The sequence below is a fragment of the Pseudomonas sp. HR96 genome (assembly GCF_034059295.1).
Classification (GTDB): Bacteria; Pseudomonadota; Gammaproteobacteria; order Pseudomonadales; family Pseudomonadaceae; genus Aquipseudomonas.
In genome coordinates this window covers 185,830-201,169 of the sequence record NZ_CP139141.1, presented here as the reverse complement: position 1 = coordinate 201,169, position 15,340 = coordinate 185,830, and the positions used below count along the sequence as shown (strand labels likewise).

At 65.4% G+C, this 15,340-nt stretch carries 13 protein-coding genes; 9 read left to right on the top strand and 4 right to left on the bottom strand.

All coding sequences use genetic code 11. The features are described from left to right. Positions 1–3: 3 nt before the first annotated feature. On the bottom strand, positions 4–495 hold the full coding sequence (purE, locus tag SFA35_RS00930) for a 5-(carboxyamino)imidazole ribonucleotide mutase (protein ID WP_213877996.1): 492 nt from the start codon (positions 493–495) through the stop codon (positions 4–6). Between the two features lie 202 nt (positions 496–697). Next, on the bottom strand, positions 698–1,606 hold the full coding sequence (locus tag SFA35_RS00925) for a LysR substrate-binding domain-containing protein (RefSeq protein ID WP_320574219.1): 909 nt from the start codon (positions 1,604–1,606) through the stop codon (positions 698–700). 177 nt (positions 1,607–1,783) lie between these two features. On the opposite strand from SFA35_RS00925, the gene aspA reads away from it, so the two are divergent. From aspA to SFA35_RS00900, 5 genes are all read left to right on the top strand, one after another. After that, positions 1,784–3,208 (top strand): aspartate ammonia-lyase, encoded by a 1,425-nt coding sequence (gene aspA, locus SFA35_RS00920; RefSeq protein ID WP_320574217.1) that lies wholly within the window; start codon positions 1,784–1,786, stop codon positions 3,206–3,208. Positions 3,209–3,388: 180 nt separating this feature from the next. Further along, positions 3,389–4,363, top strand: a complete 975-nt coding sequence (locus tag SFA35_RS00915) for an asparaginase (protein ID WP_320574215.1) — start codon at positions 3,389–3,391, stop codon at positions 4,361–4,363. 40 nt (positions 4,364–4,403) lie between these two features. After that, a complete protein-coding gene (locus SFA35_RS00910) occupies positions 4,404–5,396 on the top strand; it encodes an AraC family transcriptional regulator (protein ID WP_320574213.1) in 993 nt (330 codons plus the stop codon). Positions 5,397–5,761: 365 nt separating this feature from the next. Beyond that, complete coding sequence (locus SFA35_RS00905) at positions 5,762–6,808, top strand: histone deacetylase family protein (RefSeq protein ID WP_320574208.1); 1,047 nt, start codon at positions 5,762–5,764, stop codon at positions 6,806–6,808. Beyond that, on the top strand, positions 6,805–7,914 hold the full coding sequence (locus SFA35_RS00900) for a polyamine ABC transporter substrate-binding protein (RefSeq protein WP_320574206.1): 1,110 nt from the start codon (positions 6,805–6,807) through the stop codon (positions 7,912–7,914). The genes SFA35_RS00905 and SFA35_RS00900 overlap by 4 nt, the downstream gene beginning before the upstream one ends. Here the strand turns inward: SFA35_RS00900 and SFA35_RS00895 are convergent. Further along, positions 7,898–8,809 carry a bestrophin family protein gene (locus SFA35_RS00895; protein WP_320574204.1) on the bottom strand — a complete coding sequence of 304 codons (912 nt, stop codon included), beginning with the start codon at positions 8,807–8,809 and terminating at the stop codon, positions 7,898–7,900. The two genes, SFA35_RS00900 and SFA35_RS00895, sit on opposite strands and share 17 nt — an antisense overlap. 80 nt (positions 8,810–8,889) lie before the next feature. Next, positions 8,890–10,422 carry a PLP-dependent aminotransferase family protein gene (locus tag SFA35_RS00890; RefSeq protein WP_320574202.1) on the bottom strand — a complete coding sequence of 511 codons (1,533 nt, stop codon included), beginning with the start codon at positions 10,420–10,422 and terminating at the stop codon, positions 8,890–8,892. A gap of 92 nt (positions 10,423–10,514) precedes the next feature. Here SFA35_RS00890 and SFA35_RS00885 point away from each other — a divergent pair, with 92 nt between their 5' ends. From SFA35_RS00885 to SFA35_RS00870, 4 genes are read left to right on the top strand one after another with little or no spacing between them, the layout of a single operon-like run. Beyond that, a complete protein-coding gene (locus SFA35_RS00885) occupies positions 10,515–11,144 on the top strand; it encodes an FMN-binding negative transcriptional regulator (protein WP_320574200.1) in 630 nt (209 codons plus the stop codon). 13 nt (positions 11,145–11,157) lie between these two features. Next, positions 11,158–11,619, top strand: a complete 462-nt coding sequence (locus SFA35_RS00880; protein ID WP_320574198.1) for a GNAT family N-acetyltransferase — start codon at positions 11,158–11,160, stop codon at positions 11,617–11,619. Further along, entirely contained in the window at positions 11,619–12,296 is a 678-nt protein-coding gene (locus tag SFA35_RS00875) for a GNAT family protein (RefSeq protein WP_320574196.1), read from the top strand. Before SFA35_RS00880 ends, SFA35_RS00875 begins: the two co-directional genes overlap by 1 nt. A gap of 58 nt (positions 12,297–12,354) precedes the next feature. Further along, positions 12,355–15,318 carry an autotransporter domain-containing protein gene (locus tag SFA35_RS00870; RefSeq protein WP_320574194.1) on the top strand — a complete coding sequence of 988 codons (2,964 nt, stop codon included), beginning with the start codon at positions 12,355–12,357 and terminating at the stop codon, positions 15,316–15,318. Positions 15,319–15,340: the final 22 nt, after the last annotated feature.

Genomic DNA, 15,340 nt, shown 5'->3' with positions numbered 1-15,340 from the left:
TCCTCAGGCCTGGCGCGGGTCTGGATTGTCCAGCACGCTGTCTGTCTGGTCGGCGCGGAACTGCTTGAGCACGGCATGGAACTGCGGGTGCTTGGCCCCCAGGATGCTCGCCGAAAGCAAGGCGGCGTTGATCGCCCCAGCCTTGCCGATGGCCAGCGTGGCCACCGGGATACCCGCCGGCATCTGCACGATCGACAGCAGCGAGTCGACCCCCGAGAGCATCGACGACTGCACCGGCACTCCGAGCACCGGCAGGTGCGTCTTGGCCGCGCACATGCCAGGCAGGTGCGCCGCGCCGCCGGCACCGGCGATGATCACTTCGAGGCCGCGCGCTTCGGCTTCCTCGGCATACTGGAACAGCAGGTCGGGGGTACGGTGAGCGGAAACCACTTTCACTTCGTACGGGATACCAAGCTTTTCCAGGGTGTCGGCGGTGTGGCTAAGGGTGGACCAATCGGACTTGGAGCCCATGATCACGCCAACCAATGCACTCATCGTCGTGCCTCTTCTCTCGGGCGCCCGCAGGCGCGTCAAAAAATAACGAGCCAGGCGCGCAGGCGGCATGGCTCGTTATGCGAATTAAGGCCGGACAAGACTGGCCAAAGGCCGCGCAGTATAACGCAAAGCGCGGCGCGCAATGCACCGCCGATAAGCTTCGGACAAATCCGCGCAAGCCCCGGATTTATTGACTTCCAGGTCAGGCCGACGGGCTCGGGGCTCCGGTCAACTTGCGCCACAGCAGGCGCACGTTGGCCTTGCGCACCAACGCACAGCGGTACACGCGGATTTCCAGTGGCACGAACCACTGCGGGCCGCCGCAGATCACCAGCTCGCCACGGGCCAGCTCGGCCTTGGCGCTGAGCCGCGGCACCCAGGCGATGCCCAGCCCCTCCAGGGCCATGCTCTTGAGGCTATCGGCCATGGCGGTTTCATACACCGTGGTATAGCGCAGGCTGCGCTGGCGCAGCAGCTGGCTGACCGAACGACCGAGAAAGGCCCCGGCGCTGTAGGCCAGCAGCGGCACGCTGCTTTCGGCGTCGAGGTCGAACAGCGGCGTGCCGTCGGGGTGCGCGGCGCACACCGGGAGCATCTCGGTATGCCCCAGGTGCAAGGATGGAAAGATCTCGGCGTCCATCTGCATCGCCGAATCCGGATCGTAGAACGCCAGCATCAGGTCGCAGCCGCCTTCGCGCAGGGCGTGTACCGCCTCGCCAACGTTGGTCGCCACCAGCCGCGTGGCGATGGGCAGGCCGTCGTTGCGCAGCTGAGCGATCCAGCCGGGGAAGAAGCCCAGCGCCAGCGAGTGGGCGGCGGCCACCTGCATGACCTCGCCCTGCCCGCCTTCCAGATGGTGCAGATGGCGCAGCACCTCACCCAGCTGATCGACCACCGTGCGTGCGGTGACCAGGAACAGCTGGCCCGCTTCGGTCAGCTCGATGGGCGTGCGCGAGCGGTTGACCAGGGTCAGCCCCAGCGCCGCTTCCAGGCTGCGGATGCGCCGGCTGAAGGCCGGCTGGGTGACGAAGCGGCGCTCGGCCGCCTGGGAGAAACTGCGGGTGGCGGCCAGGGCACTGAAGTCCTCCAGCCATTTGCTTTCAAGATTCATGGTTGAAGCCTTTGGGGGCTGGGTAGGACACGCCCGATCCAGCAAACAGGTCACAGCCGTCATTATGCCGATTCTGCATACCCCAGCAAGCAACAGCATTGGCCGTCCATCGGCGTGAAGCCCTACTATCTGCGGCATTCCGGCGCATGCCGGGCCCACCATGAGAAGCCCCTTATCATGTCCTCCGCTGCATCATCACGCATCGAAAAAGACCTGCTTGGCGTACTCGAAGTCCCCGCCCACGCCTACTACGGCATCCAAACCCTGCGAGCGGTGAACAACTTCCACCTCTCCGGCGTACCGATTTCGCACTACCCCAAACTGGTCGTGGCCCTGGCCATGGTCAAGCAGGCCGCCGCCGATGCCAACCGCGAGCTGGGCCACCTCGGCGCTGCCAAGCATGCGGCCATCAGCGAAGCCTGTGCACGATTGATTCGCGGCGACTTCCACGACGAATTCGTGGTGGACATGATCCAGGGCGGTGCTGGCACCTCGACCAACATGAATGCCAACGAGGTGATCGCCAACATCGCCCTCGAAGCCATGGGTCATCAGAAAGGTGAATACCAGTACCTGCACCCGAACAACGACGTGAACATGGCGCAGTCGACCAACGACGCCTACCCTACCGCCATTCGCCTCGGCCTGCTGCTGGGCCACGACGCGCTGCTGGCCAGCCTCGACAGCCTGATCCAGGCCTTCGCCGCCAAGGGCGAGGAGTTCAGCCACGTCCTGAAGATGGGCCGCACCCAGCTGCAGGACGCCGTGCCCATGACCCTGGGCCAGGAGTTCCGCGCCTTCGCCACCACCCTGACCGAAGATCTCAACCGCCTGCGCAGCTTGGCGCCGGAGCTGCTGACCGAGGTCAACCTGGGCGGCACCGCGATCGGTACCGGTATCAACGCCGACCCGCGCTACCAGCACCTGGCCGTCGAGCGCCTGGCCACCATCAGCGGCCAGCCGCTGGTACCCGCCGCTGACCTGATCGAGGCGACCTCGGACATGGGCGCCTTCGTGCTGTTCTCCGGCATGCTCAAGCGTACCGCGGTCAAGCTGTCGAAGATCTGCAACGACCTGCGCCTGCTGTCCAGCGGCCCGCGCACCGGCATCAACGAGATCAACCTGCCGGCCCGCCAGCCCGGCAGCTCGATCATGCCCGGCAAGGTCAACCCGGTGATTCCGGAGGCGGTCAACATGGTCGCCTTTGAAATCATCGGCAACGACCTGGCGCTGACCATCGCCGCCGAAGGCGGGCAGCTGCAGCTCAACGTCATGGAGCCGCTGATCGCCTACAAAATCTTCGACTCGATCCGCCTGCTGCAACGGGCCATGGACATGCTGCGCGAGCACTGCATCGTCGGCATCACCGCCAACGAGCAGCGCTGCCGCGAGCTGGTGGAGCACTCCATCGGCCTGGTCACTGCGCTGAACCCCTACATCGGCTATGAAAATGCCACCCGGATTGCCCGCGTCGCCCTGCAAACCGGGCGTGGCGTACTGGAATTGGTGCGCGAGGAACGCCTGCTCGACGACGCCATGCTCGATGACATCCTGCGTCCGGAAAACATGATTGCGCCGCGTCTGGTGCCGCTCAAGGCCTGACCTTCGAGGCACCGCCGGCAACACGCTCACCAGGTCGAGGGACTAGACACCTCTCACCTTTTGAGGGCTCGGAAGTCACTTTCCGAGCCCTTTTTTTTTATCTCGCGGTTTTTTGTATAGTCTCGTTTTCATTCAGGCCACGTTCGCCCGGACATCGCCGGCCGATTGCAGGAGATTCACATGAGTTCGCACATCAAGGTGCTCTACACCGGCGGCACCATCGGCATGCAGGCCAGCGCCAATGGCCTGGCCCCGGCGGCGGGTTTCGAGGCGCGCATGCGCGAGCAGCTGCCGACCTATGCCGGGCTTGCGTGGAGCCTGCGCGAGATGGCGCCTTTGATCGACAGCGCCAACATGACCCCGGCCTACTGGCAGCGCTTGCGCGCGGCCATCGTCGAGGCGGTGGACGACGAAGGCTGCAGCGGCGTGCTGGTGCTGCACGGCACCGACACCCTGGCCTACAGCGCCGCCGCCATGGCCTTCCAACTGCTGGGGGTCAACGTCCCGGTGCTGTTTACCGGCTCCATGCTGCCGGCCGGGGTGGCCAACAGCGACGCCTGGGAAAACCTCGACGGAGCGCTGCGGGCGCTGGCCGGCGGGCTGCAGGCGGGCGTGCAGCTGTACTTCCACGGCGAGCTGCTGGCGCCGACCCGCTGCGCCAAGGTGCGCAGCTTCGGCCGCCACCCCTTCGCCCGCCTGCGGCGCAACGGCAACGGCCAGCCCAGCGTCGAAGCCCCAGCCGAACTGCATTATCGGCGCGCCCTGCAGCCGGCCTGCGTCGCCGTGCTGCCGCTGGTGCCAGGCTTCGGCGCTCGGCCGCTGCAGGCCATGCTCGACAGCGGTGTGCAGGGCCTGGTGCTGGAGTGTTTCGGCAGCGGCACCGGCCCCTGTGACGACCCGACATTCCTCGCCGCGCTGCAATCGGCCCAGGCCCGCGACATCGTCGTGGTCGCCGTTACCCAATGCCACGAAGGCGGCGTCGAGCTGGATATCTATGAAGCTGGCAGCCGCCTGCGCACCGTCGGCGTGCTGTCTGGCGGCGGAATGACCCGCGAAGCTGCGTTCGGCAAGTTGCATGCCCTGCTCGGCGCCGGCTTGAGCCATACCGAGGTGCGCCGCCTGGTGGAACTCGACCTGTGTGGCGAATTGGCCTGAGGCTTGCTCGCATGCTCCCATAGCCCAGTGGAATTCGAGCATGCTGCATTCACATCTGACCACATTGAACGCGGTCTCCCTGGTCCTCAATACCTTCGCCGCCGAAGGTCTGTCCAGTGAGGCCCTGCTCGCCGGCAGTGGCATCAACGCCGCGGACTTGAGCCGCGCAGACCCGCGCATCACCACCAGCCAGGAGATGCAGGTGTGCGCCAATGCGCTGGCCCTGCGCCGCGAGATCGGCCTGGAACTGGGCCGGCGCATGCATGTTTCGGCCTATGGCATGCTCGGCTACGCCCTGCTCTCCAGTGCCACCTTCGGTGACGCCCTGGCGCTGGCCCTGCGCTACCCGGCACTGCTGGGAACACTTTTCGATCTGCGCCTGGAACAGGACCACGAGCACGTCTGGCTGACCGCCAGCAACTATCGCGACCGCTCGGCATTGGCGATATTCAACGCCGAACTGTGCATGGCCTCGCTCAAGGTCATCTGCGACGACCTGCTCGGGCAGCCTTTGCCGTTGCACGCGGCGCGCTTCGCCCACGCCGAGCCGGGCTACCGCAGCCACTACCAGGCCACGTTCGCCTGCCCGGTGCAGTTCGGCGGCGACCACCACGGCTTTGCCTTCGAGCGACACTGGCTGGAACGCCCGCTGCCGCTGGCCGACGGCGTGACCCACCGCGCCATGGCCGAACGCTGCCGGCGGCAGAACACCGAGTTCACCGGTCGCCAGGCCTGGCTGGCGCGCATCCGCCAGGCGCTCGCCCGGCAGTTGTCGCAGCCGCCGGGGCTCGAAGGCCTGGCCCGGCAGATGAAATGCTCGGCCCGCACCCTGCGCCGCCACCTGCACGATGTCGGCAGCAGCTATCAGGAGCTGCTCGACGAGCTGCGCTTCGAGCGCGCCAAGCAGCTGCTGGCCGAGGATCGCCTACCGATCTACCAGATCGCCGAGCAGCTGGGCTTCAGCGAAACCGCCAGCTTGCGCCACGCCTTCATCCGCTGGAGCGGCGTGGCGCCGAGTCATTTTCGCAGTTGAGCGCAGCCCCGGGTTCTATTCGCTTCGGCATAGCGGCCTATCGCGGGCTTCGCGCGCTCCTACGTTTTTTCGGGCCAGCCGCATCAAATCGAAACAGACTTAGGAGCGTGCGAAGCCCGCGATAGGCCGCGCGGGCGGCCGGTGGTGGCCATATTGGACATCCCGCCAGGCGCCCGAAAGATCACACCGGCCTTGCCCCTTCCACACCAGGATCGCGCAATGCCATCCGTCTCCTGCACCACCAGGAGGCAAAATACGGTCACATGCAATGGCCACATAGATCCCCTTTTGGCCATGCCCATCGTTTTCCAAATGACCCCGCCCGCCAAGAATGGACGGACAGAGAGCCTGCGGAGAACAACAACATGCTGACCTTCTATTCCGACGATCATCACCTGCACCACGGCCGTTGCGAGCTGATCGATGGGCGCCTGATGCCCTGTTTCGAGATGCCATCGCGCGCCGACCACGTGGTGCAACGGGTGCGCAGTCGCGCCCTGGGCGAGGTTCGTGAACCGCAGGACCACGGCCGCCAGCCCATCGAGCGGGTGCACAGCACTGAATACCTCGACTTCTTCCAGGGCGCCTGGGCCCGCTGGCAGGCCAGCGGGGGCGAGGGCGATATCCTGCCCTTCACCTGGCCGGCACGGAGCCTGCGCGCGATCAAGCCGACCCACCTGCTCGGCGAACTCGGCTATTACAGTTTCGATGGTGGTGCACCGATCACCGCCGGTACCTGGCAAGCGGCCTACAGTGCCGCGCAGGTCGCCCTCAGCGCCCAGGCTGCAATCGAGGCCGGCGCCCACAGCGCCTTCGCCCTCTGCCGGCCGCCTGGGCATCACGCCGCCAGCGATGTCATGGGCGGCTATTGCTACCTCAACAATGCCGCGATCGCCGCTCAAGCTTTTCTCGACCAGGGTCGCTCGCGGGTGGCCATCCTCGACGTCGACTACCACCACGGCAACGGGACCCAGGCGATCTTCTATTCGCGCAGCGACGTGCTGTTCGCCTCGATCCACGGTCATCCGGAGTTCGAGTTTCCGTTCTTCCTCGGCTACGCCGACGAAACCGGCGAAGGCGCTGGAGAGGGCTTCAATTACAACTACCCGCTGGCTGCCGGCAGCGCCTGGGAGGTCTGGAGCCAGGCCCTGGAGCAAGCCTGCCAGCGCATCACGGCCAGTGACGCGCAAGTGCTGGTGATCTCGCTGGGCGTCGACACCTTCATGCTCGACCCCATCTCGCAGTTCAAGCTCGACAGCCCCGACTACCTGAAAATGGGCGCACGCATCGCCGCGCTGGGCTTGCCGACGCTGTTCGTGATGGAAGGCGGCTATGCCGTGGAAGAAATCGGCGTCAACGCGGTGAACGTACTCGAAGGTTTCGAACGCGCACTCAAGGAGCTTCATCCATGAACATCAAGCGACTGTTGTCTTCGTTATCTTGCGCTGCACTCTGCGCCAGCCTGTTCGCCAGCGCCGTGCAGGCGGACGAGCAGCGCACCCTGCGGGTCTACAACTGGTTCGACTACATCACCCCGCAGACCCTGGTGGATTTCCAGAAGGCCGATAACGTCAAGCTGATCTACGACATCTTCGATACCAACGAGGCGCTCGAAGCCAAGCTGCTGACCGGCAACTCCGGCTATGACGTGGTGGTGCCTTCCAACGTGTTCCTCGCCAAGCAGATCGAAGCCGGGGTGTTCCAGCCGCTGGACCGCAGCAAGCTGCCCAACTACAGCCACCTGGACCCCAAGCTGATGAAGCTGCTGGAGGCCAACGACCCAGGCAACCAATACGCCGTGCCCTACATGTACGGCACCATCCTGATCGGCTTCAACCCGGACAAGGTCAAGGCCGCGCTGGGTGACAACGCGCCAGTGGACAGCTGGGACCTGATCTTCAAACCCGAGAACATCAGCAAGCTCAAGGGTTGCGGCGTGGCGCTGCTCGACTCACCGTCGGAGATTCTGCCGCTGGCCCTGCAATACCTCGGCCTGTCGCCCAACAGCAACAAGGCCGAGGACTATCGCAAGGCCGAGGCCCTGCTTCTCAAGATTCGCCCCTACATCACCTATTTCCACTCCTCGAAATACATGGCCGACATCGCCAATGGCGACATCTGCGTAGCCGTCGGCTATTCGGGCAGCTTCTCGCAGGCCGCGAACCGCGCCAAGGAAGCCAGGAACGGCGTGGTGGTGGACATGCGCCTGCCCAAGGAAGGCGCGCCGATCTGGTTCGATATGCTGGCCATCCCCAAAGGCGCGGCCAATACCGCAGACGCCCATGCCTTCATCAACTATCTGCTGCAGCCTGAAGTGATCGCACCAATCAGCGACTTCGTCGGCTACCCCAACCCGAACAAGGACGCCACCGACAAGGTCGACCCGGCGATCCGCAACAACCCCAACCTGTACCCGACCGAAGAGGCCATGGCCCACCTCTATACGTTGAAGCCGCTCGATCGCGATGGCGAACGGGCACGGACCCGGGCGTGGACCAAAATCAAGTCGGGGACTTGAGGCAAGGCGCCATCTCCCTTGAAGTCACCTCGGCATCGCGCAACATCGAATCCAGGTTCTTCTCGATGTTCTCGCACAGGGCCACCATCTGGATCTCGTGCTCGCTGGCCAGGAACGGGCTCTGCAGGTCGGTGCCGATTTTTTCGATGGCCAGCAGCATGAAGCCGACCACGGTGGAGGCCAGTGGCGTGAACCAGCCCAGGTCCTCGACCAGGCCGATGGGCACGATGATGCAGAACAAGGTGATGAACAGTCGCGGAAACGACACATAGGGATAGGGCAACGGTGTGTTGGCGATCCGCTCCATGCCGCCCTGGCAGTTGGAGATTTCCACCAGGGTCGACTCCAGGCGGGCGAGACGGATGCTGTCCAGTCGCCCGGCCTGATACTCGCGGCTGAGCAATGCGGCCGAACCGTTGAGCAGGTCGTTGGGAAAGTTGTTGGTGTCATGGCGCCGGGCAAAGGCCTCCTCGCCGATCAGCTCGACCACGCCGGGGGCGCAATCCTCCTTCTTCAGGTGTGCCGAGAGGCATTTGACGAACGCCACGTGGCGCCTCAGCAGCACCGCCTTGGCCGGGTTCAAGGTGTCGCCGTCCTGCACCAGGGTCAGCACCTGGCGAGCGAAGCTGCGTGAGTTGTTGACCAGAGCACCCCACAAGGTCCGGGCCTCCCACCAGCGGTTGTAGGCGCTGGAGTTGCGAAAGCTGGTCAGCACCACCAGCGCCGAGCCCAGCAGCGTCAGCGGCATCGACGGCAGGGTCAGCTTGCGCTCGAGAAACAGCATGAAGTCGACGGTGACGATAATGTCCCAGATCAACAGCCAGAACAGCGACCAGCCAACGTAGGTCACCGTCTTGAGCAGGAACCGATACTTGCGAAGGATTGCATTCTGCATAGGGCTCACTCTGGGGAGGACACCTGGGTTCGAATACACTTCGCAACATTGGTTCGCCCATGAATATGTTTCAGAATGCCTCAAAGACCGCTCTGCCAGGCCCGTTGCAGACGTTTGGCCGCTTGTTCGATCGCGCGCTCATCGACGGCGGCGAAACCCAGTACCAGTCCGCTGCCGGGCGCTGGCGCAGAGGGCGTCGCGGCCAGCCAATAGTCGCTCAGCGGGTTGAGCTCGACGTCCACCTCCGCTGCCAACTGCACCAGCTGCGCCTCCCGCACATGGCTGTCGACATCGATTTTCACATGCAGGCCGGCGTCAACCCGGGGCATCGCCGCGCAGCCAGGGATGTCCATCGGCCAGTGCTCCAGCAAGGCATCGCGACGGCTCAAGGCGGCGCGGCGCATGCGCCGGATGTGCCGCTGGAAATGCCCCTGGGCGATGAACTCGGCCATCACCGCCTGGGTGCCGACCTCCGAGCTGCGTACCGCCACCGCCCGGCGACGGCGAAACGGCTCCACCAGCGGCTGCGGCAACACGAGGTAGCCCAGGCGCAACGCCGGAAAGGCCACCTTGCCGAAGGTGCCGACGTAGATCACCCGGCCTTGCCGGTCGAGCGCGGCCAAGGGCGCCAGCGGCGCACCGTTGTAGCGATATTCGCCGTCGTAGTCGTCCTCGATGACCCAGCCCTGGCAGCGCTGCGCCCAGGCCAGCAGCTGCAGCCGGCGCGCCAGGCTCATGGTCACCCCGGTAGGGTATTGATGCGCCGGGGTGACGTAGGCTATCCGGCAATCGGTGATCTGTTCGAGTTCGCTGCACACCAGGCCGTCGTTATCCACAGCCACCCCACGCAGCCGCGCACCGGCGTTGGCGAAGGCATGGCCGGCGGCGCGGTAGCCAGGGTTTTCCACTGCCACGCTGTCGCCGGGCTCCAGCAGCAGCTGTGCACAAAGGCCAATCGCCTGCTGCGCGCCGGTGGTGATCACTATTTGTTCAGCGCTGCAGGACAAGCCTCGTGAACTGCGCAGGTAGGCGGCGATCAGCTCGCGCAGGCGCGGGTCCCCTTCGGCCTCGCCATAACCCAGCTGCCCCAGGTCGGGCTTGCGCCAGAACGCCGCCTGCAGCTTGCTCCAGATGTCGAAAGGGAACAGATCGAAAGCATGAATGCCTACCCGAAACGCTTTCGGCGGACCGCTTCGAGGCAGCGGCAAATGGTTGTTTTTTAGCCGATCAAGGGCGCTGTTCGTCCATACAGGACTGACTGTATCACCAGTTGTTTCGGCGCGATTTGTGGATAACCTTGTTGATAAGGGGGTGGCAAACCCTGTGGACAGTTTTGTGGATAGATTTTCTGGCAGATCGACGAATGTCCCGGCGCCCACCCGGCTGTGGATAAATCCTTCGGCGTACAGCTGTTCGTAGGCGCGCACCACGCTATTGCGCGAGATGCCCAGTACTTGCGCCAGGTCGCGGCTGGCCGGCAGGCGGGTGCCGCGGCCGATCTGGCCGGCAAGCATCCGCGTGCGCAGTTGCTGATACAGCTGCTGGCTCAACCCCAGGCGGCGGTCCAGCAGGATGCCGGAGGGGTCGAAGCCCAGGTTTGATGGGGTCGGCACGGCGATTGGACCTCAGTAAACAGGTAAAAGTGGATCTTACAACGGACCAATCCACAGCCTAGCATGGCCGCATCGCCCGAGGACCCATGCCCATGTACAACCCACGCGCTTTCATCGATGACGACCTGCCCCGCCTACACCAGGTCATCCAGCAGACTCGCCTGGCCATTCTGGTCAGCCAGGGTGCCAGTGGCCTCAACGCCAGCCACCTGCCCCTGCTGCTCGAGCCCGACGCCGGCCCCTGCGGCACCCTGGTCGGCCACCTGGCCCGGGCCAATGCGCAATGGCACGACCTGGCTGCCGGTGCGCCAGCGCTGGTGATCTTCCCCGGTGCCGATGCCTACGTCAGCCCTGCGTTCTACCCGGCCAAGGCCGAACACGGCAAGGTGGTGCCGACCTGGAACTACGTGGCGGTGCACGCCCACGGTCAGGCCGAGATATTCGACGACCCCGAGCGCCTGCTGGCAGTAGTCAGCGCCCTCACCGAACACCACGAGAGCGGTCGCGCCCAACCTTGGGCCGTGAGCGATGCGCCCGCCGACTACATCGCCGGCATGCTCAAGGCCATCGTCGGCCTGCGCCTGCCTATCGAGCGCCTGGAGGGCAAGCGCAAGCTCAGCCAAAACCGCGCCCAGGCGGACATCAACGGCGTGCGCGGGGGCCTGGCGCAAAGTGCCGACCCGCGCGACCAGGCCCTCGCCACCCTCATGAACGACCTTTGAAGGACACACCGCCATGAATTCGACCGTCATTGAAATCCGTCCGGTCAGCGCCGCCGATCACGCTGCCTGGCTGCCCCTGTGGAAGGCGTATCAAGCGTTCTACAAGACCGAAATAGCCGATGCTGTCAGCGCGGTGACCTGGCAGCGTATGCTGGAGCCTGCTGAACCGATCAACGCGGCGTTGGCCTGGCGGAACGGCGAGGCAGTAGGCATGGTCCATTACATCTATCATCGTTCGTGTTGGACGGTGGAGAACTCGTGCTACCTGCAGGATCTGCTGGTAGCCGAAGGGCAGCGCGGGCAAGGTCTCGGTCGACGGTTGATCGAACACGTGTACGCCACCGCGCGTCAGGCCGGCTGCGCCAAGGTGCACTGGCTGACCCATGAAACCAACGCCACGGCCATCGAGCTGTACCAACGCATAGCCGAGCGCCCCGGCTTCATTCAATTTCGCCAGACCCTGCAGGAGCTCTAATGAGTACCGAAGTCGTAGATTGGCACACCGCTAACCCACCGGCCCGTGACACCCTCACCGGCCGCTATATGCGCCTGGAGAAACTCGAGCCCGCGCGCCACAGCGAAGACCTCTGGGAAGTGCTGCAAGGCCCCGACGCCGACCACAGCCTGTGGGACTACCTGCCCTACGGTCCGTTTACCGACCGCGAGAAGTTCGACATCTGGCTCGACGGCTACGCCACCAGCGCCGACCCGCTGGGTTTCTGCGTGATCGACCTGGCCACCGGGCAGGCCCAGGGCATCCTCAGCCTGATGTCCATCGTCGCCCAGCACGGGCGTATCGAAATCGGCCACGTCGCCTTTGGCGCAGTGATGCAGCGCACGCCCAAAGGCACCGAAGCGATCTACCTGCTGGCGAAAATGGCCTTCGCCCAGGGTTACCGGCGCGTGGAGTGGAAGTGCAACGACGCCAACGAACGCTCCAAGCGCGCGGCAGTGCGTTTCGGCTTCAGCCCCGAGGGGGTTTTCCGCCAGCACATGGTGGTCAAGGGGCATAACCGCGACACCGCCTGGTTCTCCATCCTGGACAGCGAGTGGCCGGCCATCGCCCTGGCCTTCGAAGCCTGGCTGGACCCGAAAAACCAGGCCGCGAACGGCCAGGTGAAGAGCCTCGAGCAATTTCGTATCAAGCATTAAATAATTCTGTAAGAAGTAGACGCTATACAGGATGGCCCACTTAGACAGGGCTGTCCTAATGCCATTCGCTCGTCATCGTCTCGCCTTCGTCGTCGCACTGATCACGGCCGCCGGCTACCTGCCGAGCGCCGTCGCTCAGGCGGTGATCATCAGCGGCGCCAGCGGCACCGCGTTGAACCTCACCGGCAGCGACTCGCTGACCGTCACCGCCAGCGGCACCCTGAGCAACGCCGGCAAGGCCGTCACCTTGAAGGACGCCACCAGCGGCGTCGGCGTGGTGATCGACAACAGCGGGCAGATCCGCTCCAGCGGTGGCCGTGCCATCGACAGCAACGGCTCGGTCACACAAGGCCGCAACTACCTGATCAGCAACCGCAGCGGCGCCTTGATCGAAGGCTATGACGATGCCCTGCGCATCAACAGCCTGCTGCCCAGCGGCAGCGTGGTCATCGACAACAGTGGCACTATCCACTCGGCCACCGGCCAGGGCCTGGACCTCGACGCCCTGCGCGGCGGCACCACGACCACGGTCTACAACCGCCTGGGCGGGCTGATCCACGGCGACGCCAGCGACGGCATCAAGACCGGCGCCAACGCCGCCCTGTACAACTGGGGCGAGATATCCACAGGTGACTCGCACACCGACAGCGACAAGTTCGACGGTGTCGACGTCGACTCGGCGAGCAATGTGACGATCTACAACCATGGCCTGATCAGCGGCGGCCGCCATGGCATCACCGCCGACAACGACGCCACCCTGTACAACGACGGCACTGTCATCGGCCGCAACGGCTCGGGCTTCGGTTCCGACGGCAACGGCAGCGTGGTCAACCACGGGCTCATCAGCGGCGACTACAGCGGCCTCAAGGCCAACGGCGATGGCGACGGCGTGGACATCGACCTGGTTGCCCACATCGAGAACTACGGCACCATCCGCGGCACCGGGGCCGGCGGCGTCGACAAGAACGGCTTCACCAACCACAGCGAGGGCATCGCCATCGGCGGTGGCTATGTGTACAACGCCGCCGGCGCGCTGGTCAGCGGCGCCGACAATGCCATGCTGGTCGACGATGGCAGCTCCGGCGGTGGCGTGGCGGCCACCCACCTGGAGAACTACGGCACCATCGAGGGCCGCAACGGCTTCGGCGTGCAACTCAAGGGCGACTTCGCCGACAGCGTCATCAACGGCGGCCTGATCAGCGGCAGCAATGGCCTGGCACTGGACCTGGGCGGCGGCGACGACAGCCTGACGCTGCGCAGCGCCAGCCGCTTCGTCGGTCTGGTGGACGGCGGCAGCGGCTATGACCAGTTGATTCTCGACGATGCTGCCGGGGGCAGCTTCGGCGCCAGCCAGAATTTCGAATGGCTGAAAGTCGCCAGTGGCAGCTGGACCCTGACCGGCGCGGGGGATTTCGGCAGCGGTGGCGAAGTGCTGGGCGGCGCACGGCTGAACAACCTTGGCGGCATCGCCGGTACCCTCACGGTGGACAACGGCGGGGTGTACGCAGGCGGTGGCACAGTCGGCAACCTGGTGGTCAACGGCACGATGCTGACCAACAGCACCCTGGGCACTGCAAAGGTCACGGGCAACCTGACCCTGGGCAGCGGCGCGACCCTGGCGTATGGCGTCAATGCCGATGGCAGCAGTGCGCCGGTGGTGGTGGGCGGCACCGCAGCGTTGAACGGTGCGACCCTGGAGGTCCAGCCCAGCCCCGGCCAGTACCCCTGGCAGAACCGCTACACGGTGTTACAGGCCGGGGCGGTGAGCGGCACCTTTGGCCAGGTCACCAGTGACTACGCCTTCCTCACCCCTTCCCTGAGCTACAGCGCCACCCAGGTCAACCTGGACTACAAGCGCAACGACGTCGCCTTCGCCGACCTCGCCACCAGCACCAGCGCGGCCAGTGCCGCCCGCAGCCTGACCCGCCTGGGCAGCGGCAGTACGCTGTACAACGCACTGCTCAATACCAGCACGGCCAGCGCCGGGGGCGCTTTGCAACAGCTGGCGGCCAGCAGCAACGCCAGCCTCGGCTCCGCGACCCAGGCCGGCACCGCTCAAGTCGGCAGCAGCATGCTCGCGGCCATGCGCCAGCTGGGCAGCGGTGCCGGCATGCTGGTGGGCATGGCCGACCAGGACACCCCGCAACTGGCCGCCACCGGCGTACCGGCTGCGGCGCGCAACCTCAACGACCCCAACGCTCTGGGCCGCCTGTGGCTGCAAGGCCTGGGCAGCTACGGCAAGCTGGACGGCGAAAACGGCGGCAGCTCGTTGCAACAACGCACCCGCGGCAGTGTGTTGGGCCTGGACTGGGCGTTGACCCCGGACTGGCGCCTGGGCGTGCTGGGGGGATATTCGCGCACCGAGCTGGACGCCAGCGGCATGAGCGGCCAGGTCGACAGCTGGCACCTGGGCGCCTACGCCCTGCATCAGGCCGGCCCGCTGGCCCTGCGCCTGGGCGCCGCCTACAGCGGCAACGACGGCAGCAGCAAACGCAGCGTGGCCTTCAACGGTTTCAGCGACACCCCGCGAGGCGACTACCACGGCAACAGCCAGCAGGCCTTCGCCGAGCTGGGCTACGCCATGGGCAGCGGGCGCCTGAGCGCCGAGCCGTTCGCCAACCTTGGCTACCAGCGCAACCAGCGCGACGGCTATCGCGAAAAAGGCGGCGCCGCCGCGCTGGACGTCGACAGCCAGACCCAGGACAACTTCACCAGCACCTTCGGCCTGCGCCTGGCGCAGCTGCGGCAATTGGCCAACGGCATGAGCCTGACCCCGCGCGCCAGCCTCGGCTGGCGGCACGCCTACGGTGATGTCGACACCCGCACGCGCCAGGCTTTCATCGAGGGCGGCAGTGCGTTCAATGTGCAAGGCTCGGCGCTCGATCGCGACAGCCTGATGATCGAGGCCGGGCTGGACCTGGGCCTGACCGCGCGGCAAAGCCTGGGCCTGGGGTATGACGGCGAGATCGGCAGCAACAGCCGCAACCATGCCGTGGTCGGGGAGTATCGGTTGCGTTTCTGATAAGCCTGCAGGACCTGATGCG